The sequence below is a fragment of the Nonomuraea terrae genome (assembly GCF_004348995.1).
Classification (GTDB): domain Bacteria; phylum Actinomycetota; class Actinomycetes; order Streptosporangiales; family Streptosporangiaceae; genus Nonomuraea; species Nonomuraea terrae.
This window is the reverse complement of record NZ_SMKQ01000058.1, coordinates 18,376-42,824: the sequence shown is the minus strand read 5'-3', so window position 1 is coordinate 42,824 and position 24,449 is coordinate 18,376. Positions and strand designations below refer to the sequence as shown.

The 24,449-nt window shown below is 72.7% G+C and carries 20 protein-coding genes and 1 pseudogene; 9 read left to right on the top strand and 12 right to left on the bottom strand.

The genetic code is table 11. The features are described 5' to 3' along the window. Positions 1-413: 413 nt before the first annotated feature. The 3 genes and pseudogenes from E1286_RS20285 to E1286_RS20275 form a co-directional block, all read right to left on the bottom strand. Positions 414-1,031 (bottom strand): annotated as a pseudogene (locus tag E1286_RS20285) (dihydrofolate reductase family protein); the annotation flags it as partial. After that, positions 1,028-1,504, bottom strand: coding sequence for an SRPBCC domain-containing protein (locus tag E1286_RS20280; protein WP_132614796.1), 477 nt, complete (start codon positions 1,502-1,504; stop codon positions 1,028-1,030). The gene E1286_RS20280 and the pseudogene E1286_RS20285, both read right to left, overlap by 4 nt. Then, entirely contained in the window at positions 1,501-1,839 is a 339-nt protein-coding gene (locus E1286_RS20275; protein ID WP_132614794.1) for an ArsR/SmtB family transcription factor, read from the bottom strand. Before E1286_RS20275 ends, E1286_RS20280 begins: the two co-directional genes overlap by 4 nt. Before the next feature lie 221 nt (positions 1,840-2,060). Here E1286_RS20275 and E1286_RS20270 point away from each other — a divergent pair, with 221 nt between their 5' ends. The 4 genes from E1286_RS20270 (at position 2,061) to E1286_RS20260 (ending at position 8,962) form a co-directional block, all read left to right on the top strand. Then, complete coding sequence (locus tag E1286_RS20270; protein WP_132614792.1) at positions 2,061-3,968, top strand: GTP-binding protein; 1,908 nt, start codon at positions 2,061-2,063, stop codon at positions 3,966-3,968. A gap of 90 nt (positions 3,969-4,058) precedes the next feature. Beyond that, the gene (locus E1286_RS51310) at positions 4,059-4,184 is read left to right on the top strand and encodes a hypothetical protein (protein ID WP_281282706.1); all 126 of its coding nucleotides are present in this window, start codon (positions 4,059-4,061) and stop codon (positions 4,182-4,184) included. A 106-nt stretch (positions 4,185-4,290) separates the two neighbouring features. Beyond that, positions 4,291-7,410 carry a S41 family peptidase gene (locus E1286_RS20265; protein ID WP_132614790.1) on the top strand — a complete coding sequence of 1,040 codons (3,120 nt, stop codon included), beginning with the start codon at positions 4,291-4,293 and terminating at the stop codon, positions 7,408-7,410. A gap of 163 nt (positions 7,411-7,573) precedes the next feature. After that, complete coding sequence (locus E1286_RS20260) at positions 7,574-8,962, top strand: glycosyltransferase family 4 protein (protein ID WP_132614788.1); 1,389 nt, start codon at positions 7,574-7,576, stop codon at positions 8,960-8,962. Here the strand turns inward: E1286_RS20260 and E1286_RS20255 are convergent. Next, positions 8,943-9,863 (bottom strand): S1C family serine protease, encoded by a 921-nt coding sequence (locus E1286_RS20255; protein ID WP_132614786.1) that lies wholly within the window; start codon positions 9,861-9,863, stop codon positions 8,943-8,945. The genes E1286_RS20260 and E1286_RS20255 overlap by 20 nt on opposite strands. A gap of 161 nt (positions 9,864-10,024) precedes the next feature. Between E1286_RS20255 and E1286_RS20250 the strand changes: the two genes are divergently transcribed. Next, on the top strand, positions 10,025-10,738 hold the full coding sequence (locus tag E1286_RS20250; RefSeq protein WP_132614784.1) for an HNH endonuclease family protein: 714 nt from the start codon (positions 10,025-10,027) through the stop codon (positions 10,736-10,738). A gap of 3 nt (positions 10,739-10,741) precedes the next feature. Here the strand turns inward: E1286_RS20250 and E1286_RS20245 are convergent, their stop codons facing one another. Further along, complete coding sequence (locus E1286_RS20245; protein WP_132614782.1) at positions 10,742-11,575, bottom strand: SGNH/GDSL hydrolase family protein; 834 nt, start codon at positions 11,573-11,575, stop codon at positions 10,742-10,744. Between the two features lie 218 nt (positions 11,576-11,793). Here E1286_RS20245 and E1286_RS20240 point away from each other — a divergent pair, with 218 nt between their 5' ends. Next, the gene (locus E1286_RS20240) at positions 11,794-13,023 is read left to right on the top strand and encodes an isochorismate synthase (RefSeq protein WP_132614780.1); all 1,230 of its coding nucleotides are present in this window, start codon (positions 11,794-11,796) and stop codon (positions 13,021-13,023) included. 4 nt (positions 13,024-13,027) lie between these two features. Here E1286_RS20240 and E1286_RS20235 read toward each other — a convergent pair whose 3' ends face one another. Further along, positions 13,028-13,648 (bottom strand): YigZ family protein, encoded by a 621-nt coding sequence (locus E1286_RS20235; RefSeq protein WP_132614778.1) that lies wholly within the window; start codon positions 13,646-13,648, stop codon positions 13,028-13,030. Positions 13,649-13,719: 71 nt separating this feature from the next. Here E1286_RS20235 and E1286_RS20230 point away from each other — a divergent pair, with 71 nt between their 5' ends. Further along, positions 13,720-14,052 carry a hypothetical protein gene (locus E1286_RS20230; RefSeq protein ID WP_132614776.1) on the top strand — a complete coding sequence of 111 codons (333 nt, stop codon included), beginning with the start codon at positions 13,720-13,722 and terminating at the stop codon, positions 14,050-14,052. Positions 14,053-14,108: 56 nt separating this feature from the next. On the opposite strand, the gene E1286_RS20225 is transcribed toward E1286_RS20230, so the two are convergent. The 6 genes from E1286_RS20225 to E1286_RS20205 form a co-directional block, all read right to left on the bottom strand. Further along, a complete protein-coding gene (locus tag E1286_RS20225) occupies positions 14,109-15,641 on the bottom strand; it encodes a PucR family transcriptional regulator (RefSeq protein ID WP_132614774.1) in 1,533 nt (510 codons plus the stop codon). Next, positions 15,638-16,672 carry a DUF917 domain-containing protein gene (locus tag E1286_RS20220; RefSeq protein ID WP_165969812.1) on the bottom strand — a complete coding sequence of 345 codons (1,035 nt, stop codon included), beginning with the start codon at positions 16,670-16,672 and terminating at the stop codon, positions 15,638-15,640. The genes E1286_RS20225 and E1286_RS20220 overlap by 4 nt, the downstream gene beginning before the upstream one ends. Next, a complete protein-coding gene (locus tag E1286_RS47905; protein ID WP_165969811.1) occupies positions 16,669-17,592 on the bottom strand; it encodes a hypothetical protein in 924 nt (307 codons plus the stop codon). The genes E1286_RS20220 and E1286_RS47905 overlap by 4 nt, the downstream gene beginning before the upstream one ends. Positions 17,593-18,218: 626 nt before the next feature. Continuing rightward, the gene (locus E1286_RS20215; protein ID WP_132614772.1) at positions 18,219-18,974 is read right to left on the bottom strand and encodes an ATP-binding cassette domain-containing protein; all 756 of its coding nucleotides are present in this window, start codon (positions 18,972-18,974) and stop codon (positions 18,219-18,221) included. Beyond that, a complete protein-coding gene (locus tag E1286_RS20210) occupies positions 18,971-20,011 on the bottom strand; it encodes an ABC transporter permease (RefSeq protein WP_132614770.1) in 1,041 nt (346 codons plus the stop codon). Before E1286_RS20210 ends, E1286_RS20215 begins: the two co-directional genes overlap by 4 nt. Continuing rightward, positions 20,008-20,985 carry a sugar ABC transporter substrate-binding protein gene (locus tag E1286_RS20205; RefSeq protein WP_132614768.1) on the bottom strand — a complete coding sequence of 326 codons (978 nt, stop codon included), beginning with the start codon at positions 20,983-20,985 and terminating at the stop codon, positions 20,008-20,010. Before E1286_RS20205 ends, E1286_RS20210 begins: the two co-directional genes overlap by 4 nt. A 139-nt stretch (positions 20,986-21,124) precedes the next feature. On the opposite strand from E1286_RS20205, the gene E1286_RS20200 reads away from it, so the two are divergent. Then, positions 21,125-22,348, top strand: coding sequence for a phytase (locus E1286_RS20200; protein ID WP_132614766.1), 1,224 nt, complete (start codon positions 21,125-21,127; stop codon positions 22,346-22,348). A 151-nt stretch (positions 22,349-22,499) separates the two neighbouring features. Then, positions 22,500-24,224 carry an MOSC and FAD-binding oxidoreductase domain-containing protein gene (locus tag E1286_RS20195; protein ID WP_132614764.1) on the top strand — a complete coding sequence of 575 codons (1,725 nt, stop codon included), beginning with the start codon at positions 22,500-22,502 and terminating at the stop codon, positions 24,222-24,224. The last annotated feature ends 225 nt before the right edge of the window (positions 24,225-24,449 follow it).

The following is a 24,449-nucleotide window of genomic DNA, read 5'->3' as shown; positions in this document are numbered from 1 at the left end:
GAGCCCGAACAACTCCGCCTGCTCTAGCCCCGATGCCGTGAAGTCAAGGGCGTGGAGCAGCCGTCAACGCCGGCGACGGACCTGTCAATGTCCCGCTCCGGCGAACGGACCTGCCGCCGGCAGCGGATACACCACCGCCCGCGATGGCGGCTCGCACACCCGCCGCTCGGTTCCGCCCGCCCCGGCCGGCACCTCATCGACCAGCTGAACTCGCTAGGCGTGCCGCCGTACGCCCGACTGAGCCTCGCGCCCGGCGCGGGCGTGCGAGGTCACGGTGAACCACCCGCCCGGCGAGGGTGCCACGCACGCCGGGCGACACGGTGGAGCGGACCGTGATCCGCGCGTACCGCCCAGCGCCCCGCCCCTGACCGGCGCGTACGGTCACGCGTCTCCGCCGGTCGGCCTTGGACGAAGGCGGTGACGCCCGCATATTCGCCGTGGGGTGCCCGGCCTGTCGTCTCGTATTCGACGAGCAGCAGGCCGTTCGGCGTCGCCTCGTGACGGACCAGGCGGAGACCGGACGTGGCACCCGGGCCCGCCAGAAGACGCCGGCCGGTCCTGAGCACTGTGGGCGCGACCACGAGGCGGAGCGTGTCGATCAGGCCCGCCGTCAGCAGCGCGTCGCCCAGGCGGGCGCTGCCGTGGATCTGGAGTTCCCGTGCCGGTCGCGCCTTGAGCTCGGCGACCGTCCGGAGCGGGTCGCCCTTGAGGACGGTCGTGGGGTGCCAGGGCCCCTCGGCGAGGCTGTTGGACACGACGTACTTCGGCAGCGCGTTCATCCGCTCGGCGAACGGATCGGCCGGGTCGGTGATCTTCGGCCAGTCGCGCGCGAACGCCTCGTAGGTGCGCCGGCCGAGCAGCAGGCCGTCGGCGAGGCCGAGCCAGTCGGAGGCGCGCTGGACGAACGTCCCGTCGATGTGGGGCACGAGCCAGCCGCCGCGGGCGAAGCCGTCACCGGTGTCCTCGTCCGGCGAGCCGGGGCCCTGGCTGACCCCGTCGAGCGTGACGAACTCGGTGAGGGTGATCTTCATCGCGCGAGCATGCTCTCGGCGAAAGCGGTCAGCTGGCCGGCGACCGTGCCCCAGCCTTCGGCGAAGCCGAGCTTCTCGTGGTGGGCGCGGGCCTCCGGGTCGCCGTGCCGGACGACCATCCGGTAGTCCGTGCCGTCCGGGTGATCTCTCAGGGCGATCGTGGCGGTCATCGCGACGGGAGCGGGATTCGCCGGACGCCAGGTGCTGTCGATCGCGTTGGTGAACACGATCCGCTCGAGTTCGTCGACGGCGAGGAAGCAGGCGTCCAGGTGCGGGACGAACTCGGCCCCGTCGTCACTCAGACGGGTCAGGAACGCCCCGCCGGGCCGCAGGTCCAGGTGGTCCACCCGGCAGCGGGACGGAGCCGGGACCCACCACCGCTCAAGCCGGGACGGGTCGGTCCAGGCGCTCCACACGGTGGCGCGGGGGGCCCGGATGATCCGCTCCAGGCCGAGATCGAGCTCGGGATTCACTGTCTGCTCTTCTCCTGGTCGGTGACGAACTGTTCGAGGCGGTCGGTGCGCTCCTCCCAGATCCGGCGCTGCTCCGCGAGCCAGTCGTCGATGAGGGCGAGCCTTTCGCGGTTGAGCACACACGTGCGCACCCGGCCGGACTTGACCGTGCTGATGAGCCCGTTCGATTCGAGCGTCCGCACGTGCTTCATGAACGAGGGGAGGGTCATCGGGAACTCGCGGGCGAGATCGCCGACGGTCGTGGGCCCGTGGCCGAGGCGCCGGACGACGGCCCGCCGGGTCGGGTCGGCGAGGGCGACGAACACGCCGTCCAAGGGCGCCGAATACTGTGCCATGAGGCTAAGTATTTCGGAACCACAATGGTGAGCGCAAGAGCTAAGTGTCCAGTCGGTGGCCGCCGTGGCCGGGGCGCGTAAATGGTTGGACGCTGTTGCCGGGCCGGTGACAGGATGGCCGCGTTGTTCTGTGATCGCACGTCAGGAGCTTGAGATGCGGCGCCGCCTCGGAATCTCCCAGCGCCCCATTGGCACGAGAGTTCTCGAGGGCTCCTGCACCCATGCACATCCTGAACATCGGCATCCTCGCGCACGTAGACGCGGGCAAGACCAGCCTCACTGAGCGGCTGCTGTTCGAGACCGGCGTGATCGACCGGCTCGGCAGCGTCGACGAAGGCAGCACCCAGACCGACAGCAACGCGATCGAACGCCGCCGCGGCATCACCATCCGCACCGCCGTGGCCTCCTTCACCCTGAGTGACCTGCGGGTCAACCTGGTGGACACGCCCGGTCACGCCGACTTCGCGGCCGAGGTGGACCGGGCGCTAGGCGTGCTCGACGGCGCCGTGCTGGTGTTGTCGGCCGTGGAGGGCGTCCAGCCGCACACCCGCGTCCTGATGCGGGCGCTCAGCCGGTTGCGCCTGCCGACGCTGATCTTCGTCAACAAGATCGACCGGGCTGGGGCCCGGGAGGGCGGGCTGCTGGACGACATCCGGCGGCGGCTGTCGCCGTCCTGCGTCCCCGTCAACACCGTGTCCGGCATCGGCGGCCCGCGGGCGCGGACCCGTTCGCTGGGCTTCCTCGGGGAGGCGGCCGACGTCTTCGGCGCTCGCCAGGAGGCGGCCGAGGTGCTGGCCGAGCGGGACGACGGGCTGCTGGAGGTGCTCGTCGAGGGCGGGACGCCCGGTCCCGAGCGGGTTCGGGCGGCACTGGCGCGGCAGTGCGCGGCCGGGGTCGCGTACCCGGTGCTGTTCGGGTCGGCGATCACCGGTCAGGGCGTCCCCGAGTTGCTCGACGCGGTCGCCGGCCTGCTGCCGTCCGTGCCGCAGCCCGGTCCCGCGCAGGCGGTGCGGGGGACGGTGTTCGCGATCCAGCGGGCGCCCTCCGGCGAGAAGGCGGCGCTGCTGCGGATCCGCGGCGGTGAGCTGCGGACGCGCGAGCGGCTGACGTTCCACCGCGGGCCGCACGCCTACGAGGGACGCGTGAGCGCGCTCGAGGTCGCCGGCGCCCCCGACCGGCGCAGCGCCGTGACCGGCGACATCGTCAAGGTGTGGGGCGTGCCCGAGATCCGCGTCGGCGACCACCTGGGCGAGCCGGGGCCGGCCGCGGCCCACTTCCCGCCGCCCGCCCTGGAGACCGTCGTGCGCCCGCGCGCTCCCGGCCAGGAGCCGCGCCTGCACGCCGCCCTGCTGACGCTCGCCGAGCAGGACCCGCTCATCGGCACCCGTACGCTGCCCGGCGGCGATACCTCGGTCCTGCTCTACGGCGAGGTGCAGAAGGAGGTCATCGCCGAGACCCTGGCGGCGGACTTCGGCGTCGAGGCCCTTTTCGCGCCGAGCAGGCCCGTCTTCTTCGAGCGTCCCGCGGGCGTCGGCGAGGCCGTCGAGGAGATGGCCCGCCACGGCCGCAACGCGTTCATGGCGACGGTCGGCCTGCGGGTGGAGCCAGGACCGCGCGGCTCGGGGGTGGACTACCGGCTGGAGGTCGACCTCGGATCGCTGCCGCTGGCCTACCACCGGGCGATCGAGGAGAGCGTCCGCCTGACCCTGGGCGAGGGGCCGCACGGCTGGCCGGTGACCGACGTCGTCGTGACGCTGACCAGGACCGGGTACGAGGCGCCCGTCACCGTCGCGGCCGACTTCCGCGGGCGTACGCCGATCGTGCTCATGGAGGCGCTGCGCCGGGCGGGCACCACGGTGTACGAGCCGTGCCACCGCTTCGAGCTGGAGGTGCCCGAGGAGACGCTGGGCCAGGTGACGGCGGGGCTGGCGGCACTGGGCGGGGCGCCGCACGACACCCGGCGCGCCGGCGACACCTGGATGCTGGCGGGCGAGATCCCGGCGGCCGCGGTCCACGTGTTCGAGCAGCGGCTGCCCGGCCTGACGCACGGCGAGGGCGTGTGGTCCTCGCGGCCGGCCGGCGACCGGCCGGTCCGCTCCCCCGCCACAGCCGGACACACCACCCCTTAAGGCGGTATGTCGGGTTTCGATGCTAGATGGGTATTAACGGGCTTGGTGCACCGATCAGGTGCAACTCGTCCGTACAGGGGGGGAATTTCCATGGCTGACACCAAGAAGAAACCGGCCGCCAAGTCCGGCAAGTCCAAGAAGCAGGCCATCAAGACCAGCAGGCAGGCCAAGGAGACGAAGAAGGAAACCAGGCAGGCTCCGCCGGACGAGGCGTGACCCCGGGCCTTTGACCGGGCGGCCGGATGACCCGGCCGCCCGGTGGTGACATGATCGGACGGCTGGACCGCGTTCCGGCCGTCCGATCGACCGTGGAGCGGCACTGATGTCGGCTTACCTGCGCTTCCCCGCTGTCTTCCAGGACGTGGTGGTCTTCGCCGCCGAGGACGACCTGTGGATGGTCTCCGCCCGCGGCGGACGCGCGTTCCGCCTCACCGCGGGCCTGGCCGAGGCCGGCTACCCGCGCATCTCGCCGCGCGGCGACCAACTGGCGTTCGTCGGGCGCGAGGAGGGGCCGGAAGAGGTGTACGTGATGCCGTCCGCGGGCGGCGCGGCCCGCCGGGTGACCTTTCACGGTGCCCGCTGCGCGGTGACCGGATGGGATCCGGAAGGCCGCATCCTGTACGCCAGCGACCAGTCCCAGCCGTTCGAGGGCCGCAAGTGGCTGCACCGGGTGGCCCCGGGCGGGGTGCCGGAGCGGCTGCCGTACGGACCGGCGAACTCCATCGCGTACGGACCCGACGGCATGATCGTGCTCGGCCGCAACACCGCCGACCCGGCGCGGTGGAAGCGCTACCGCGGCGGCACGGTCGGCGACCTGTGGATCGACCCGCGCGGCGACGGCGAGTTCCGGCGGCTGATCCGGCTGCCGGGCAACCTGGCCTCGCCCTGCTGGAGCGGCGGCCGGGTGTGTTTCATCTCCGACCACGAGGGCGTCGGCAACGTCTACTCGTGCGACCCCGGCGGCGGCGACCTGCGCAGGCACACCCACCACGACGACTACTACGCGCGCAACCTGTCGGGCGACGGGCACCGCCTGGTCTACCACGCGGGCGCCGACCTCTACCTGCTGGAGCCGGGCGAGCGGCCACGCCGGCTGGACGTGCTGCTGGCCAGCTCCAGGACCCAGCGCAACCGCAGGTTCGTCGACGCCGCCGAGTACCTCGACAGCGCCACGCTCAGCCCCGACGGCAGCGCGCTGGCCGTCATCGCGCGCGGCAAGGCGTACGCGATGGCCGGCTGGGAGGGCCCGGTGCGGCAGCACGGCTCCCCCGACGGGGTCCGCTACCGCTTCCTGACCTGGCTCAACGACGGCGTCCGGCTGGTCGCGGCGGCCAGCGACGACGGCGACGAGGAGCGGCTGGTCGTCCTTTCCGGCACGCCGGGCGGCCCCGGCACGGAGGTAGCCAGGCTGGGGCGGATCAGCGAGCTGGTGCCCGACCCGGCGCACGACCGGGTGGCAGTCGTCAACCACCGTGACGAGCTGCACCTGCTCGACCTGGCCACGGGTCAGGCGACGCTGGTCGAGGCCAACCCGCACGGCCCTCCGGAGGAGCCGGCCTGGTCGCACGACGGGTGCTGGCTGGCGTACGCGAGCCCGCTCAGCTCGCAGACCAGCGCGATCAAGCTGCATCACCCCGAGACCGGGCGGACGACACAGGCCAGCGAGCCGGTGCTCAAGGACTCGGCTCCGGCGTTCGACCCGCGGGGCCGCTACCTGTACTTCATCGGGCAGCGCGTCTTCTCCCCCGTCTACGACCAGCTCCAGTTCGACCTGGGCTTCCCGCTCGGCACCCGGCCGTACGCGGTGGCGCTGCGCGCGGACGTGCCCGACCCGTTCGTGCCCGTGCCGCGTCCGCTGGAGGACAGGGACGACGACAAGGACGAGGAGGAGGACGAGGAGCCGGAGCCGCTGCGGGTCGACCTGGACGGGCTGGCCCGCCGGGTGACCGCGTTCCCGCTGCCGGAGGGCCGCTACGAGCAGGTGGCGGGGCTCAAGGGCAAGGCACTGATCCTGGCCAGCCCGCTCGAAGGGGACGACACGCTGCACCTGTTCGACTTCGCCAAGGGCCGCGCCGAGACGTTCGCCGAGGACGTCACGAGTTTCGAGCTGAGCCGCGACCACAAGACGGTGCTGTACCGGGCGGGCAGCCGGCTGCGGGTGGTCAAGGCGGGCGAGGCGCCCGGCGACGACGAGGGGCCGGGACGCGAGAGCGGCTGGATCGACCTGTCGCGGATCAAGGTGTCGCTCTGCCCGGAGGCGGAGTGGCGGCAGATGTTCCGCGAGGCGTGGCGGCTGCAGCTGGAGAACTTCTGGACCGAGGACATGGCGGGCGTGGACTGGCCGGCCGTCTACGCGCGCTACCAGCCGCTGGTGGACCGGGTGACGACCCGGGGCGAGTTCTCCGACCTGCTGTGGGAGCTGCACGGCGAGCTGGCCACCAGCCACGCGTTCGAGAGCGGCGGCGAGTACCGCCCCGGGCCCGACTACAGCCAGGGCAAGCTGGGCGTGGACTGGGACTACCGCGACGGCGTCTACCGCATCCACGCCATCGTGACCGGAGATCCGTGGGACCCGAAGGCCACCTCACCGCTGAACCGGCTCGGGCTGGACGTCCGGCCCGGCGACGCCGTGCTGGCGATCAACGGCGCGCCCATCGGCACGGCGGCCACGCCGAACGAACGGCTGGTCAACCAGGCGGGCGAGGAGGTCGAGCTGACGCTGCGGCGGGAGGACCGGGTCTTCACGGTCACCGTACGCGCTCTCGCCGACGAGCAGCCGGCCCGCTACCGCGACTGGGTGAACCTCAACCGCGCCCGCTGCCACCAGCGCTCCGGCGGCCGCGTCGGCTACCTGCACGTGCCCGACATGGGCACGGACGGGTTCGGGGAGTTCCACCGGGGGTTCCTGGCCGAGTACGACCGGCACGCGCTGATCGTGGACGTACGGTTCAACGGCGGGGGCCACGTCTCGGCGCTGCTGCTGGAGAAGCTGGCCCGGCGCCGCATCGGCTACGACTACCCGCGCTGGGGCGATCCGGAGCCGTACCCGCCGGAGTCGCCGCGCGGGCCGCTGGTGGCCATCACGAACGAGTGGGCCGGCTCCGACGGCGACATCTTCAGCCACACCTTCAAGCTGCGGCGGCTCGGCCCGCTGGTGGGCAGGCGCACCTGGGGCGGCGTGATCGGCATCTGGCCGCGCCATCGGCTGGCCGACGGGACAGTGACCACGCAGCCGGAGTTCTCCTTCGCCTTCGACGACGTCGGCTGGCAGGTCGAGAACTACGGCACCGATCCCGACATCGAGGTGGACATCACCCCGCAGGACTACGCCAGAGGTGTGGACACCCAGCTGGAGAAGGCCATCGACGTGGCGCTCGAGCTGCTGGCCGAGCACCCGCCGCACACTCCCGACCCCCGGCACCGGCCGCGCATGCAACCTTAGTCACCTTTGTGGCGTCTAAAGATCATAGGTGGGGAAAGCGCACAGGGGATGAACATCGTGCACTCCACCAGAGCGAGACGCAGGGCCGGTGGCGAGGCGGAAACGCTTCGCCACCGGCCGCGTGTGTTGGGGCTTCAACACCTCAAGAGGGGAATCTGACAAGGTGCGCGCACTGGCACGCAAGGGCAGGTCGGCAGCCGTTGGGCTGCTTCGGGGGCTCGACAGGCGCAAGGCGCGCAACGCGCCTCCGCCCTCCACCAAGCAGGTACGCATCCTCTTACTGCACGCCCACGGCATGGGCGGCACGATCAGGACCGTGTTCAACCTGGCCGGCTACCTGGCCGACGAGCACGACGTGGAGATCGTGAGCATCTTGAAGGAAGCCGAGAAGCCGTTCTTCCCGGTGGACCCGCGGGTGCGGTTCCGTTTCCTGGACGACCGCCTGCGGCCCGGCGGCGGCCCGCTGCGCGCGATGCTGTCGAAACGGCCGAGCCGGCTGATCCCCAAGGCGGAGAACGCCTACCACCGCTTCAACCAGTGGACCGACCTCAAGCTGGCGCGCTACATCCGTTCGCTGGACACCGGCGTGCTGATCGCCACCCGCCCGGGGCTCAACCTGGCGATGGCCCAGCTGGCGCGGCCCGGCGTCATCACGATCGGGCAGGAGCACGTGGCCCTGCGCACCCAGCCCGAGGAGGTCCAAGAGCTGATCAAGTGGCGTTACCGCCGCCTCGACGCCCTGATCACGCTGACCAAGGCCGACCTGCAGGACTACCGCGAGGCGCTGCCGAAGAAGCCGCGCAGGCTGGCGCGCATCCCGAACGCCGTACCGCCCATGGGCGGCGGGGTGTCCCCGCTGGACGCCAAGGTGGCCGTCGCTGTGGGGCGGATGACCAAGATCAAGGGTTTCCACCGGCTGATCACCGCCTGGGAGACCGTGGCCGCCGCGCACCCCGACTGGAAGCTGCGCATCTACGGCGCCGGGCCGCAGCATGAGCCCCTAGCCCGGCAGGTCGCGGAGGCCGGGCTGGAAGGCTCGGTCGAGCTGCCGGGGCCGGCCTCCGACATCGGCGCGGAGCTGGAGAAGGCCTCGATCTTCGTGCTCAGCTCTCGTCATGAGGGCTTCCCCATGACGATCCTGGAGGCCATGGCCAAGGGGCTGGCCATCGTGAGCTTCAACAGCCCGCACGGCCCCAAGGAGATGATCACACACGGAGTGGACGGCCTGCTGGTCAAGCCCAGGACGAACGCCGAGCTCGCGTCCTCGATCATCCGCGTCATCGAGGACGAACGGCTGCGCCGCGACCTCGCGGCCGGCGCGCTGGAGACCGCCCGGTCCTACGACGTCAACGCCATCGGCCGCCAGTGGGACGCCCTGCTGTCCGACCTCCTGGCCCGCCGCCGGCGCACTCTCCAGAACCCGTCCGCCGACTCCTCATCGGAGGCCAAGACGCCACGCCCCGCCCCCGGCCCGCCACCAGAATCCCAAGCCGCACGGCCGGCGGACGACTCCGCATCGGCTCCGGCGACGGTCACGCGCCCGAGCCAGTGAGCTCCACCGGCTCGGCGATGACGTCCACGAGGGCGCCGTTGCGGTAGACGGTGATCGGCAGCGGCCGTCCGATCGCGTCGGCGAACATCAGCCGCTGCAGGCCCTGCGCGTCGGTCACCGGCGCGCGCCCGGCGCTCAGCACCAGGTCGCCGGCGCGCAGCCCGGCCCGGCCGGCGGGTGAGCCGGGCACGACCTCGACCACGCGCAGCGCGCCGTGCTGCCCGGTGCGCCGTCGCAGGTGCTCCGGCAGCGGCGCGGGCGAGGTCACCAGTCCGAGGAACGCCCGCCGGACCCGGCCGTCCCTGATCAGCGCGGCGATGATGGAGCGGGTGGTGCCGTTCACCGGTACGGCCAGCCCCACGCCGATCCCGGCCACGGCCGTGTTGATCCCGACCACCCGGGCCCGCGAGTCGGCCAGCGCGCCACCGGAGTTGCCCGGGTTGAGGGCGGCGTCGGTCTGGATGACGTCCTCGATCAGGCGGGTGGCGTTGCCGGCGCCGGCGGGCAGCGACCGGCCGAGGCCCGAGACGACCCCGGCCGTCACCGACCCGGCCAGCCCGAGCGGGTTGCCCACGGCCACGACGAGCTGCCCGACCACCAGCCCGTCGCTGTCGCCGAGCTCGGCGGGCGGTGGCGTGACCGTCTGCGCCCTGATCACCGCGAGGTCGGACAGCGGGTCGCGCCCGACCACCTCGAACCCGCCGGACGTGCCGTCGGCGAAGGCGATCGTGCCGGCGCGGGAGGCGCCGACCACGTGCGCGTTGGTGAGCAGGAACCCGTCGGCGGTGAACACCACCGCGGACCCGCTGCCCCGTCCGGCCCGCACACTGGCCACTTTCGGCAGCAGCTCGGCCGCCACGGACGACACGACGCGCGAGTAGGCGTCGAGGGGATCCGCCATACGTGCACTCCTTTGCTTACACAATTACACGCTAACTCGCCCTCTCCACACGTGCGCCCCCGAACGAAGCGCCCTTGGTGCGTGGTCACAGAATCGTTGCCGTATCGGAACGGGGCTGGGTGGGAATCCCTTAAGCGACCAGGAGCGCACGGAGGACGGGTTTGAGCACCAAGGACGCGGTCGCGTTCCTCGCCGGAGCCATCATCGTCGTTTCGTTCATCGGCACCGCCAAGCAGTCACCGGCGACGGCGGCGAGCCCGTTGACCAACGTCAGCGGCACGTTGCCCGGCCTGGCCCCCATCACCGCCCGCGACGACAGATCCGACGCCCGCCGCCTCATCCAGCGCCTGCGCGTCAAGCCCATGGGCCCGAACACCGGCTACTCCCGCCTCCGCTACGGCGCGAACTGGGCCGACACCGCCACCGGCGTGCCGTACGCTCGTAACGGGTGCCGGACCCGTGACGACCTGCTGGCCCGCGACGGCCGGAACGTGCGCTACCGCAAGGGCTCCGACTGCGTGGTCGTCGCGATGGAGTTATCCGACCCCTACACCGGCCGGCTGATCCGCTGGCACAAGGACAACGCCGGCGAGGTGCAGGTCGACCACGTGGTGCCGCTCAACTACGGCTGGCGGATGGGCGCGCCGCGCTGGCCGATGGCCAAGCGCCTCGATTTCGCCAACGACCCGCTCAACCTGCTGCCGGTGTACGGCGACGCCAACGAGCAGAAGGACGCCTCCGGCCCGGCGAACTGGCTGCCCCCGCGGCGCGGCATCCGCTGCGCGTACGTCACCCGCTTCGCCCAGGTGGCGCTCAAGTACAACCTTCCGGTCACGCGCGCCGACAAGCGCGCGATGCTGACGCAGTGCCGGTAGCGGCTAACGCGGGTCGATCCAGGAGAAGCCCCGCTTGAACGTCTGCTCGGCGAGCACCCGCTGCCCGGTCGAGTTGGGGTGGAAGAAGTCCCACTTGCTGACGTGGTCGAGGGTGAACGGGAAGTCGAAGATCGCTCCCCCGTCGGTGCGGCAGGCGGGCCCGTACGCGGCGCACGCCTGGGCGGCGGCGCGGTTGTAGGCCATCACCCGTGCCCGCACCCGGTCGCGGCGCTCGGTGTCGGCCCGCTTGGTGGAGATCGGGTCGGCCAGCATGCTCGGGCAGACCCGGCCGATCGTCCAGAACGTGCGGGCGATGGGGTTCTTCCTGCCGACCTGCCACAGCCGCCGCAGGTCGGGGATGCTGGCGACGAACACCCGGGCCCGCGGCATCCCGGCCCGCAACTCGGCCAGCGCCGCGTCCATCCGCTGGCGGTAGGTCCGCACGGAGGTCATCGCCTGCTCGGTGCTGCGGCAGGCGTCCTGGGCGCCGACGAGGATGGTGACGTAGTCGGCCTTGGCGGCGACCGCCTTGCGCACCTGGCCGAGCAGGTCGGCGCTGGTGGAGCCGGGCGCGGCGAAGTTGAGGTTGTGCTTGCTCAGCGTGGCCGACAACTTCGACAGGCGCAGGTAGTGGCTGCGGACGTCGGCGTTGTCGCCCGCCGACCACGAGCGGGAGGTGCACGAGACGTACCAGCCGCAGGCGTTGAACCCGGTGGAGATGGAGTCGCCGAGCGCGGCCATGACCTCGGGCACGGGCTGGGCCGTGGCGGCGTGGGCGGTGCCGGACGCGGACAGGACGGCGACTGCGGCGAGGGCGGGACCCAGGCGAGCGATCATGGGGTCCAAGGTAGGGAGCCGATCTTCGGCTCACTATGACCTCATGGCAAGGTCTGCCAGTTCAGGACCTACTTCCTATCCCCGCTTGACAGAGCGGGGCCGAACTGGTTGCGCAGAATAGGCAGCGAGACGTGGCTTTTTCTGCGCTCATTGCCCGTAACCTCTCATTCACGGGGGTCCGAGTCGAACGTGTTCAGTTCCCGCATAGAGTGTGTCGGGTGAGTGTCGCGCTCGGAACAACCCGCCCGCTGCCGGTTCGCACCACCCCTGTCGGCGACCCCGGTAACCTGCTGGCCTCCCTGCCAGCAACAACGCCTTACGCCTGGGTCAGGAACGGCGAGGGCCTCGTCGGATGGGGTGAGGCCGCGCAGGTGGCCGTGCCGCCCGGCCCAGGACGGTTCGCCTGGGCCAGGGAGTGGCTGGCCACCGTGCTCGGCGACGCGCAGGTCGACGACGGCGTGCGCCATCCCGGCTCGGGCCCCGTCGCCTTCGGCAGCTTCACCTTCGACGAGAACGCCCACGGCTCCGTCCTCGTCGTGCCGCGGGCCGTGCTCACCCGGCGCGGTGGCCGGGCCTGGCTCACCACGATCGGCGAGGCGCCGGTGAAGACGTTCTCCCCCATCACCGACCCGGGCCGCATCAGCTACGGCGACGGCAGCCTGAGCGCCCCCGAGTGGGAGCGGGTCGTGGCGCGCGCGGCGCGGCGCATCCGCGAGGGCGAGCTGGAGAAGGTGGTGCTGGCCCGTGACCTCCTCGCCACCGCCGAGCGGCCGATCGACGTGCGGCTGCTGCTGATGCGGCTGGCCAGGCGCTACCCGGAGTGCTACACGTTCTCGGTCGCCGGGCTGGTCGGCGCCACGCCGGAGCTGCTGATCCGCCGCACGGGGCAGGAGATCGAGTCGCTGGTGCTGGCCGGCACGACGCCGCGGGGCACCGGCCCGGCCGACGACCTCGCCCGGGGCGCGGCGCTGTTCGCCTCGCCGAAGGACCGCCACGAGCACGAGTGCGCGATCGCGTCCGTACGCGAGACGCTCGCGCCGCTGTGCTCCTCGCTGACCACGCCCGACGAGCCGGAGCTGCTGGTGCTGCCCAACGTCCAGCATCTGGCCAGTCACGTCACCGGGCGGCTGGCCGACGGCGCGTCGGTGCTCGACGTGGTCGCGGCCATGCACCCGACGGCCGCCGTGGGCGGCACGCCGACCAGGACCGCGATCGAGGTGATCCGCGAGCTGGAGGGCATGGACCGCGCGGGCTACGCCGGCCCCGTGGGCTGGATCGACGCCAACGGCGACGGCGAATGGGGCATCGCGCTGCGGTCGGGGCTCGTCCAGGGCCGCCGAGCCCGGTTGTTCGCGGGCGGCGGCATCATGGGCGACTCCGACCCGGCCGCCGAGCTGGCCGAGGCCCAGGCGAAGTTCCGGGTCATGCAGTACGCCCTCGAGGGCTGAGGCCTCAGCCGGGCACGTAGATGTCCTCGCCGACGTGCACGCGGGCGCGGCCGGCGGTCAGCGTGGCCACCCAGTCGGTGAACGCGGCGACCTCGTCCTCGCCCACCGCGACGGCGAAGGTGACCTGACCGGCGTACGTCACGTCGCGCACCGCGTGGCGTGAGGCGCGCAGGTCGTTCTCCACCCGGCCGGCCTGGTCGTGCGCCACCGTGACGCGCACCAGTTTGGCCGGGACCATCCGCACGGGGTCGGCGCGGTCGAGGGTCTCGGTCACGGCCGAGCCGTAGGCGCGCACCAGCCCGCCCGCTCCCAGCAGGGTGCCGCCGAAGTAGCGGGTCACGACCGCCACCACGTCGCTGAATCCGCGCCCCACCAGCGCCTGGACCATCGGCGTGCCCGCGGTGCCGCCCGGCTCGCCGTCGTCGTCGCCTTTCTGGACGCGCTGCCCGATCACGTACGCGGTGCAGTTGTGCGTCGCGGAGGGGTGCTCGCGGCGGCGCCCGGCGATGAAGGCCGCCGCCTCCTCGACGCTGCCAGCCGGGGCGAGGGCGCAGATGAAGCGCGAGCGCCGGGCCTCGGTCTCGTGCTCGATGACGGTCTTGAGAGTAAGGAACGGCGCAGACACATTCGACAGGGTATGCCTTGCCGCGGCACCCCGGAGAGCTACGATCGCGTCATCCCCTACGGGAGGGTGCCATGGAAACGGCGAACCACGTCATGCCTCACGTCATGCCCTACGTCACGGCGGCCATCGACGCCTACGGTGAGACGGTGCTGGCGAAGACCCGGGAGCTGGCCGCCGGCACGCCTGCGGCCCGCGGCGGGCGCATCCTGCAGCGGGTCTTCGGCCGGGGCGACCGGCGCTCCCTGGAGGTGATCGGGCGGGTGGCCGGCGCCAAGCCCGACGACGAGCCCAGCCGGGCGGCGTTGCGGCGGGCGCTCACGGAGGCGTTCCACGCCGACCCGCTGCTGCGCCGCGAGGTCGCCGCGATGCTGCCCCCGGACGCCGCCACCCCCAGCGGACACTGAACCGCCGCCGAGGACGCTCATCCGAGCACGCTGGGCCGCCGCCCTTCGAGGAACGCTCATCTGAGCATGACGTGGCAGGCGAGCTGGAGGGCGAGGCGCGTGGCGGGGTCGTCGAGGTCGAAGCCGGCGGCCTTGATGCGGTCCAGGCGGGTGGTGACCGTGTTGCGGTGGACGCCCAGCCGTTCGGCCGCCTTCAGCGCGCCGCCCTCGTCCAGGACGGCGGCCAGCGTCTCCAGCAGCGTGCCGTCCCTGTCGATCGTGAGCAGCGGGCGCAGGATGACGGTGGCGGGCGCTCGCAGCGCCCGCGAGGGCAGCGCGCCGAGCAGCTCGGCGGGCCCCATCTCGTCCGCTCTGGCCACCGTGCCCGGGCCGGCCATGGCCGCCGCCGCCTCCGCGCCGGTCAGCGACTCACCGGCCGCCTCCAGCCCCGGCACCTGCGCGCCGACGCCGGCGGAGCACGGCCACGGCATCGTCGGGAGGCAGCGTTCGAGGCGTACGGTCAGCTCGGCGGGGTCGAGCGCCGACCAGCCCGCCCACCCCTCGCCCCGGACGGTCACCGGGACCTGGCCGAGTGCGGCGGTGATGAGCGTCTGCGCCAGAGCCGCGTCCCCTGCCCCGGACGCCGGGCGCACCTGGTAGCCGGTGAGCGGCCCGCGCACCGGCCAGCCCAGCGCGACCGCCGCCATCCTGACGGCCCCGGCCTCCTCCTCAGGGACGGCCGTCGCGGACGCGGAGGCCGTCCCGTCGGCCGACGCGAGATCGGCTTCCGTGGTGGCGGCCTCGGCGAGCAGGCGTTCGGCGAGTGACGCCTGCCGGGCGAAGTCCCGGCAGGCCCGCAGCCGTTCGCGCGCGGCCCACGCGGTCAGCGGCGCCACCGCCAGGCTCAGCACGGTACGCACCACCGACGGCCACCCCGGCGACCGGGACGAGCCGCCGGCCACCAGCGTGCCGAGCACACCGCCCTCCTGGTCGGGCACCTCCGCCTGCGCCGACCACCCGCCGATGGCCTCCTCGCCCTCAGGCCGGCCGCCCGCGGCGGCGTCGCGGCGGCCCGCCAGGAGCAGGCCGTGGCGGTCCAGGAAGGCCACCGACGTGCCGGGAAGCTCGGCGTTCAGCACGCCGAGGACCCGGCGGGCCGACGTCCCGGCCTCGGCGAGCCTCGTGGCGCAGCGGGCGACGAGCTGCATGCGGGCCGCGTCCGGGCGGGAGGCCGCCGAGGCGACCCGTACGGCGACGAGCAGCGGATCCTCGTCCACGAAGATCAGCGTGATGCCGAGCCGCTCCGCCAGCACCTCTCCGGAGCTCTCGCTCAGCCCTGCGGAGGGCGCGATCACGCAGGCCGCCGCCTGTTCCCAGGCCCGGCGCATGGCCATCTCCACCGCCCAGCCGCCGCTGGCGGCCGTGCCGATGAGCACCACCGCGGTGTGCGGGGCGACCGTCCCGAGGACCGACAGCTCGTCCACGATGCGGACGCCGCGGACCGGGTTCTCGCCCGCGCCGTACATGCGGGCCCCCGCGAGAGTGCCGGCGTTGACCAGCTCGGTCACCGTGACCGGCGCCTCCCAGCCCGGCGCCCGTACCCCGGTCACAGCGCGATCCCGAACGCGCGCGGCCCGCCCAGCGCCAGCCCGCGCTCGGTGTGCCACACCGGGGCCGCCTTGACGACCATGATGTCCACCTCCAGGCCGGGCCGGGCCTCGTCGACGTCGACGACCATGCCGTCGCCCGTGCAGATCATGCAGATCTGGTCCGGTACGGTCGCCACCACGGCCCCGTCGGCCAGGGCGAGCACGATCTCGTTGTGCGCCTCCAGCCGTACCAGGCGGCGCATCCCGTCCGGTTCGCGCAGCACGATGCTGGACGGCTGCGACGGCAGCGACACCTCGGCGTCGTGCCCCGTGCTGCCCTCCACGGACAGGATCAGCCCGCGGCACAGCCGCCGCACCCCGAACGGCGCCGCCGCCGACCGCGGCGCACCCGGCGTCCCGGCGCGGATCAGCAGGCTGACCGTCCCGGGGACGAGCACCCGCGCCAGGTCGGCCGCCGCCATCGGATAGCACGCCACGACCGCCCACCCTCCGACCGCCAGCACGACGGGACGCAGCAGCTCCTCCACCCGCCCGGCCTCCGTCTCCAGCAGGATCAGCTCGCCCGAGCCGCCCGCCAGCGCCAGCGGGGCCGGACTCATCCCGCCCAGCGCGTACGTGGTCTGCTCCACCAGCGGGAACACCCGTCCGGAGCCGTCGCCGTCCACCAGCGGCAGCCGCAGCATGGCGGCGGCGATCAGGGGGACGAGCGCGTTCTCGGCCGCCAGGTTCAGCGCCACCACGGCCCCGGCCCGCTCCCCCAGCCGGCGCTCCAGGGCGCGTACGGCCCGCTCGGGTTCGTCGCCGCGGGGCAGGTGCTCGCCCAGCGCGGTCGTGGAGCCCGCCAGGCTGACCGCGACGCACAGGGTCTCCGGCTTCAGCTCCCCCGCCGTCACCAGCTCGACGCCCTTCCCCGCCACCGACCTGGCCCAGTCGAGCGCCAGGTGGTACGGGGAGTCGCCGGCCCCCGTCGCGAACACCCGCGCGCCCGCCGAGAACCGGCCCAGCTCGTCGAGGTCGATCAACCGGCTCACGGCGTGGCCCCCTCCCCTATGACCCGCACCCGGTACAGCCCGTCGGGCAGGTACGACATCGGGTTCACCGTCGTCTCCGCGATCCTGGCCGAGCCCGGCGCGGCCCCCGCGCTGACCACGCGGGTGAGCGCCTCGTCGCGGGCGCGCTGCAGCTCCCGGTCCAGCTCCGCCTGTCCCCGCGCCTGCACGATCCGCTCGACCTGCGCCTCCGGCCGTCCGAGCGTCGCGCCGTACGCCGCCGCCTCGTCGTCGGGGACCGGCACGCCGAGGGCGGCCCGGCCGCGTTCCAGGCTCGCGGCGGCGCCCCGGTAGCAGGCCAGCGGGTAGCGGCGGAAGTAGTGCGCCGACACGAGGCCGCGGCCCGACCGGGCGAAGTACGCCGGTACGCCGGGCAGCTCTCTCGCCACCTCGTCGGCGATGCGCCCGGCTTCGGAGCCGAGCCCCGCGTTGCGGATGGCGTCGGCCTCGCGCTCGCGCAGTCCCGGATGGCCGAACTCGTACGACAGGGTGATGCGGGCGTCCGGCACCTCGGCCGTGATCGCGGCGGCGACCTCCAGCTCGTGGTCGGCCAGCATGGTGGAGCCGGTGGCGGTCACGGCGAAGTCGGCCAGGCCGCAGGTGGCGGCGAAGCGCCGTACCGCCTCGGTGTCCAGGGGCGCGAGCGGCCGGCCCGTCACGCCGTGGCCGCCGCGCACGATGGTGGCCACGCCGCGGCTCACGACCGGGCGCAGCGCCTCGGGGCACGCCCCGCCCACGCGGATCGCCGCGACGGGGGCCGTACGGGAGCGGCTCAGGTCGAGCGCCACGCAGGCGCGCTCGGCCGTACGGGCGGCGGCCCTGGCGACGGGCCAGGCGGGGACGCCGTCCATGACGGCGACCAGCACGGGGCCCGGCCTGCCGAGGACGACGCCGAGTATCACGCCGGCCCGTGTCCTGGAATCGTGCCCGGGCCGGCCGCCCTGGCGTGCCGCACCCGCCAGGGAGACCGGCCCGGAGCTCTCACCCGCGCCCCGTCGCTCCGGGAGTCAGCTCCGGGCGGACGGGCGCGGGACGCCACGGTGTAATAACGGCGATGGCCGCACATCGAGCCACATCTCCACGCCGGGGTTGTGGTCGGTCGATGGGAGCCGGCCGGTGTCGCCGGCCGGAAGGAATGTGTGTGCACGCACGGGGCGGCGCGATGCCACCCGTTCGGGATGAAGCAGTCCGGGGCGGGCGCACGCGAGTACGCGTGTCTGCCTCCGGAGGCGGCGTCCGCCAGATGGTGAAGCGAGTGGCCGTTCGTGCGGCCGGCCCGGTGGGCGGCCGCGTACGCCGATGCGGTGGGGCCGGGTGCGGAGCGGGCGCGTCGTGCTACGGCGCGGCGCGTGAGATAAGGGACGTTCGCCGTCGGCGGGCCGCCCCGCCGCCCGTCCCAGCACGACCCGGTCGCTGATCGTCGTGGCCATGGTGATCCCCCGGCTCTTCCTGGTTCGGCGTGCCGAGGTGTTCGTTCCCTGACCTTACCTCCCAGTGACCGCCAGAATCGGTCAAAACTCCACCAAACTCACTCGCGTCTCAGCTCGTGCGCCAGCTCCTCCAGCTCCGCCCCGCCGGCCATGAGGGCGGTCAGCTCCTGCGGGGTGATGTCCTGTTTGGCGTACTGGCCGAGGGTGGTGCCGCGTTTGAGCAGCAGGAACCGGTCGCCGACCGGGTAGGCGTGGTGCGGGTTGTGGGTGATGAAGACCACGCCGAGCCCTCGGTCGCGGGCGCGGGCGATGTAGCGCAGCACGACCCCGGCCTGCTTGACGCCGAGCGCCGAGGTGGGCTCGTCGAGGATGAGGACGCGGGCGCCGAAGTGGACGGCGCGGGCGATGGCCACCGACTGGCGTTCGCCGCCGGACAGCGTGCCGACCGGCTGGTCCACGTCGCGGATGTCGATGCCCATGGCGCGCAGCTCCTCGCGGGCCACCCGGCGGGCCTTGGCCACGTCGAAGGCCAGGCCCTTGCGCGGCTCGGAGCCGAGGAAGAAGTTCCGCCAGACCGACATGAGCGGGATCATCGCGAGGTCCTGGTAGACGGTGGCGATGCCGCGGTCCAGCGCGTCGCGGGGGCTGGAGAAGCGCACCTCCCGGCCGTCCACGAGGTACGTGCCCGCGTCGTGCTGGTGCACCCCCGACAGGATCTTGATGAGCGTGGACTTGCCGGCGCCGTTGTCGCCGAGCACGCAGGTGACCTGGCCGGCCGCCACCCCCATCGACACGTCGCGCAGCGCCAGCACCGAGCCGAACGTCTTGCCGATGCCGCGGGTCTCGAGGATCAATGCTTCACCTCCTCGGCGTACCGCCTGACCAGGCGGTTGGCCAGCGTGGCCAGCAGCAGCATCGCGCCCAGGAAGAACGTGAACCAGTCGGCGTCCCAGCCGAGGAAGACGATGCCCTTGTCGGCCATCCCGAAGATCACCGCGCCGAACGCGGCGCCTATGGCGGAGCCGTACCCGCCGGTGAGCAGGCAGCCGCCGATCACGGCGGCGATGATGTAGATGAACTCCTGCCCGATGCCGATGTTGGCCTGCACCGACGTGTAGCGCAGCGCCAGGATCGAGCCGACCAGCCAGGCGGCGAACGCGGTCGTCATGAACAGCGCGATCTTGGTCCGGGCGGCCGGCACGCCGACCGCGCGGGCGGCCTGCTCGTTGCCGCCCACCGCGAAGATCCAGTTGCCGGGGCGGGTGCGCATCAGCACCCAGGTCGCCACGGCGGTCACCAGGATCCACCACAGGATCGCCACCCGGAACGAGGTGCCGCCGATGTGGATCGTCCCGGCGAAGATCGCCGCGGCGCCGTCGTACCCCTCGGCCCGGCGCAGGCCGCTGACCTGGACGGTGCCGGTGATGGCCTTGGTGACGCCGAGGTTCACGCCCTGCAGCATGAGGAACGTGCCCAGCGTCACGATGAAGCTGGGCAGTTTCGTCCTGGTGACGATCATTCCGTTGGCGAATCCGACGGCCAGCGCGACGATCAGGCCGACGAGCATCGCCGACCACACGTCGAACCCGAAGCGGGTGGCGAGCGTGACGAGGATCAGCCCGCTGGTGCCGGTCAGCACGCCCGCCGACAGGTCGAACTCGCCGCCGATCATGAGCAGCGCGACCGCGACCGCCATGATGCCGAGCGTGGCCGCCGGGTCGAGCCAGTTGGCGATGCCGGCCGGTGACCGGAACACCGGCGACTGGGAGGCGAAGAACGTGAACACCGCCACGAGCCCGACCACCGCGCCGAGCTCGGGCCTGATGAGCAGGCGGCGGGCGAGGCCGACGTGGGCCACCCGTTCGTCGGCCTCCGCGGGGGCCGTCGTCATCGCGTGCCCGCCTCCGCCAGCCTGGCCACCTGCTCGGCGTTGTCCTTGGTGACGAACCCGGGCCCGGTGTTGACCGGCAGGCCGCCGCCGACGGTGTTGAGGTTGTTCTTGTACAGGTTGAGGAACGTGATCGGCAGGTAGCCCTGGAGGTACTGCTGCTGGTCGACGGCGAACAGGATCTCGTCGTCCTGGATCGCCGTCACCACGTCGGCCGACAGGTCGAACGTGGCCAGCTTGGCCTGCGACCCGGAGTCCCTGATGGCGTCCCTGGCGGCGATCGCGATGGCCGGATTGAGCGCGAGCACGCCGTTGACCTGCTGGTCGGACTGCAGCGTCGCGGTGACCTTGGAGGTGACGTCGGCCAGGTTGCTCACGTCGACCTGGAGCCGTTCGACCGTGCCGCCCAGCGTCTCCTCGGCGCCCCGGCAGCGCTGGTCGAGGCCGATGTTGCCGGCCTCGTGGACGACGCACAGCAGCTTGGTGACGCCGGCGGCCTTGAGCTGCTCGCCCGCGCCGCGCCCGGCGACGTCCTCGGACTGGCCGACGTGGGTGAGCGCGCCGAACGCCTTGGAGGAGTCGGCGCCCGAGTTGATGGTCACCACCGGGATCTTCGCCGCGACGGCCTCGCCGACGGCCTCGCGCAGCGCGTCGGGGTTGGCCATGGAGACCACGATGCCGTCCACCTGCTGGGAGACGGCCTGGTCGATGAGCTGCGACTGCCTGGCCGGGTCGCCGTCGCCCTGGTAGGTGACCGTCACGCCGTACTGACTGCCCGCGGCCTCGGCGCCGTTCTTGACCACGTCCCAGAAGGAGTCGCCGGCGGCTCCGTGGGTGATGACGGCGAAGGTGGCGCCGCTCCCGGCGGGGGCGGAGGAGGCGGGCGGGGCGGCGCTCTGCGCGCTCTGCCCTCCGGAGGAGCAGCCGGTGAGGGCGAGCGCGCCCAGCAGGGCCAGCACGATCGGGGTACGTCTCATAGGACACCTCCAAGACCAACGGGCTCGCCCCGGTTGTACCTCAATATCATTTATTTGTATAGACATAAGGACGAACAGTCGGGTTCATCGTCCGTACACCGGGGGCGGCGACCGTACGCGGGTGCTTATCCGTCCTCTCATGACCGCGGCGCTGCTCCTCATGGCGCCCCTCGGGCACGGTGACGGCGTCGACGCCGTCACCGCCGCCGCCGAGACCCCGCCCCTCTACGACGACGACGCGGGCGGCCACGCCAACGGCGACGACCCGGCGATCTGGGTGCACCCGGCCAAGCCCGGCAAGAGCGTCGTCATCGCCACCGCCAAGGAAGGCGGCCTGTACGCCTACTCCCTGACCGGCGCGCTGCTCCAGCACGTGGCCGCCGAGCCGCCGCCGGGCGACGGGCACGAGCCGGGACGGCTCAACAACGTCGACCTCGTCCACGGCTTCCGCCTGTCCACGGGCGCGACGGTGGACCTGGCCGTGGCCTCCGACCGGGGGCGTGACCACCTGCGCGTGTACGCGATCGATCCCGCCAAGGCGGCCGCCGGCCAGGCGCCGCTGACCGACGTGACGGACCCGGCGGTGCCGTTCGTCTTCAACTCCGCCCAGGAGGAGGTGGACGAGGCCGAGACCGCCTACGGCCTGGCGGTCAGCGGCACCCAGGTGCTGGTCAGCCGTCGCCACCGCACCACGGTCGGTCTCCTCCAGCTCGCCGCCGCGCCCGGCGGCACGGTCACCTACCGGCGGCTGCGCACGCTGGACCTGCCGGCCACGTTCCCGCTGCCCGACGGCACCACGTGGGTGCCGTGCGGTGAGCCGGGCGAGCTGCCGCAGGTCGAGGGCATGGTCGTGGACCGCGCCCGCGGCCTGCTGTACGCCGCGCAGGAGGACGTCGGCATCTGGCGCATGCCCGCCGACCTGTCCGGCCGCCCCGTCCTGATCGACAAGGTCAGGGAGTACGGCAGGCAGGACACCTACGACCCGCAGACCGAGGAGTGCACGCCGGGCCAGGACCGCGGCTTCGGCGGCGAGCACCTGTCGGCCGACGCCGAGGGCCTGACCATCTACGAGGACGGCGACGGCGGCTACCTGCTGGCCTCCAGCCAGGGCGACGACACGTTCTCCGTCTACGACCGCCGGACCAACCGCCACCTCGGCCGGTTCCGGATGGCCCCGGGCCCGCACGCCGACGGGTCGGAGGTCAGCGACGGCGCGATGGTCACCAGCGCCTCGCTGGGCGGCGCGTTCCCGAAGGGCCTGCTGGTGGTGCACGACGGCACGGACGCCCCGGCGGACGGCGACCGCGAGATCACCAACTTCAAGTTCGTCGACTGGCGCAAGGTGGAGCACACCCTCCGCTGACGCACCGCCGCCGCGATGCTGGAGCGACGACCACCACGGCGGGCGGTCCGCCGCCCGCCTACCAGCGAACTCACCAGCGCCGGATGGCTAGAGTGGAACGGAGGTACGACAGGAAGGAAATCGCGTGAAGTCATCGCGATGATCAGCCCCTATGACGGCGAAGCTGTTGTCCGTGAACGTCGGGATGCCGAAGGACGTGTCCTGGCAGGGCAGGAATGTGCGCACCGGCGTGTGGAAGCACGCGGTCACCGGCCCGCGGATGGCCAGGCGGCTCAACATCGACGGTGACGGCCAGGGCGACCTGCAGGGACACGGCGGTGAGCAACGGGCCGTGCTCGTCTACCAGATCCAGTCCTACCACTACTGGCAGCGATACTTCGGGCGGGCCGACTTCGAGTACGGCCAGTTCGGGGAGAACTTCACCGTCGACGGCCTGCCCGACGACGAGGTGTGCATCGGCGACCGTTACCGCATCGGCGAGGCCGAGTTCGAGGTCACCCAGCCTCGCGTCACCTGCTACCGGGTCGGGCTGCGCCTGGGCGAGCCCGAGCTCCCCGCCCTCCTCGTCTCCCACCACCGCCCCGGCTTCTACCTCCGGGTCCTCACCGAGGGAAGGATCCAGGCGGGCGACGCCATCGTACGGACGAGGACCGGTCCTGGCGCGCTCACCGTCGCCGACATCGACGCCCTGCTCTACCTGCCTGGCCACGACCCCGACACACTGCGCAGAGCACTCGCCGTCCCGGCCCTGAGCCCCGGCTGGCGGAGCTCCTTCGAGGCCATGGCCGCCGGCGGTCCGGCGGCGCCGCGCTCCGAGGGCTGGACGGGCTTCCGCCCGATGCGGGTGAGCAGGATCGCCAGGGAGACCCCGTCGGTGCTCTCCCTCTACCTCGAAGCCGACGGTGGGGAGCCGTTGCCCGTGGCCGGGGCCGGGCAGTACCTCACCCTCCGGATCGGCGGCATCGGCGACCCCGCACCGGTGCGCAGCTACTCCCTCTCCTCACCGCCCGGCGCCCCCGCCTACCGGGTGAGCGTGAAGCGCGAGGAGCTCGGCCACGTCAGCCGATATCTGCACGAGTCCCTGAGGGTCGGCGCCGTGGTGGAGGTCGCGGCCCCACGTGGCGACTTCGTCCTCGCCCCGGGCACCGGCCCCGTGCTCCTCGTCTCGGCGGGCATCGGGGCGACGCCGGTCATGGCGATGCTGCACCGGCTCGCCACCGAGCATGCCGAACGCCCCGTCTGGTGGATCCACACCACACGGAACAGCACCGAGCACGCCTTCGCCCGCGAGGCCCACACCCTGCTGACCTCGCTCCCGGACGCGCACGAACACACCTTCTACACCGCCGCCGGAACCGGCGAGGCCGGCCCAGGAGGGGTCGTCCACCACGGCCGGCCCACGTCGGAGAGCCTGCGGGCGCTCGGCGTCCCCGCCGACGCCACCGCCTACCTGTGCGGGCCGGCCTCCTTCATGAGCGCCGTGCGCGACATGCTCCTGGCCGTCGGCCTCGCGGCCGGCCGCATCCACACCGAGCTGTTCGGCGCGCTCGCGCCCATCACGCCGGGCGTCACGCCGGGCACCGCCACGCCTCCCCACCAGCCGCCGGGCGAGCCGGGCACGGGACCGCTGATCACGTTCGCCCGCAGCGGGCTGTCGGTCCGCTGGTCGCCCCGCTACCGGTCCGTACTGGATCTCGCCGACGCCTGCGAGGTGCCGACGCGCTGGTCCTGCCGTACCGGCGTCTGCCACACCTGCGCCACGCCGATCCTCGCCGGGGACGTGAACTACTCCCCCGACCCGCTGGAACCGCCCGCCGCCGGCGAGGTCCTGATCTGCTGCGCCAGGCCGGAGGCCGACCTGGTACTCGACCTTTGACATCGAGGAGGCCGGGGCCCATCGATGGCCGTCGACAGGCGCAAAGGTGAACGCCACGGTCCGCGGACGGCTTGACCTGCACGCTCACCGATGACCAGCGCCATTAAGGTTCTCACCAAATCGGCATCCATCACGATTGGCCGCCTTCCGCGCCGGATATGACACGGGCCGCGATCTCCATCGGACGGAAAATCATATGTCCGATATGCAAGCTATTAGTGGAAA

Coding starts and splice junctions, on each gene's coding strand:
- E1286_RS20275 (WP_132614794.1), bottom strand. CDS start 1,839: ATGGCACAGTATTCGGCGCCCTTGGACGGCGTGTTCGTCGCCCTCGCC.
- E1286_RS20200 (WP_132614766.1), top strand. CDS start 21,125: ATGACCGCGGCGCTGCTCCTCATGGCGCCCCTCGGGCACGGTGACGGC.
- E1286_RS20245 (WP_132614782.1), bottom strand. CDS start 11,575: ATGATCGCTCGCCTGGGTCCCGCCCTCGCCGCAGTCGCCGTCCTGTCC.
- E1286_RS20255 (WP_132614786.1), bottom strand. CDS start 9,863: ATGGCGGATCCCCTCGACGCCTACTCGCGCGTCGTGTCGTCCGTGGCG.
- E1286_RS20230 (WP_132614776.1), top strand. CDS start 13,720: ATGGAAACGGCGAACCACGTCATGCCTCACGTCATGCCCTACGTCACG.
- E1286_RS20265 (WP_132614790.1), top strand. CDS start 4,291: ATGTCGGCTTACCTGCGCTTCCCCGCTGTCTTCCAGGACGTGGTGGTC.
- E1286_RS51310 (WP_281282706.1), top strand. CDS start 4,059: ATGGCTGACACCAAGAAGAAACCGGCCGCCAAGTCCGGCAAGTCCAAG.
- E1286_RS20205 (WP_132614768.1), bottom strand. CDS start 20,985: ATGAGACGTACCCCGATCGTGCTGGCCCTGCTGGGCGCGCTCGCCCTC.
- E1286_RS20210 (WP_132614770.1), bottom strand. CDS start 20,011: ATGACGACGGCCCCCGCGGAGGCCGACGAACGGGTGGCCCACGTCGGC.
- E1286_RS20270 (WP_132614792.1), top strand. CDS start 2,061: ATGCACATCCTGAACATCGGCATCCTCGCGCACGTAGACGCGGGCAAG.
- E1286_RS20195 (WP_132614764.1), top strand. CDS start 22,500: ATGACGGCGAAGCTGTTGTCCGTGAACGTCGGGATGCCGAAGGACGTG.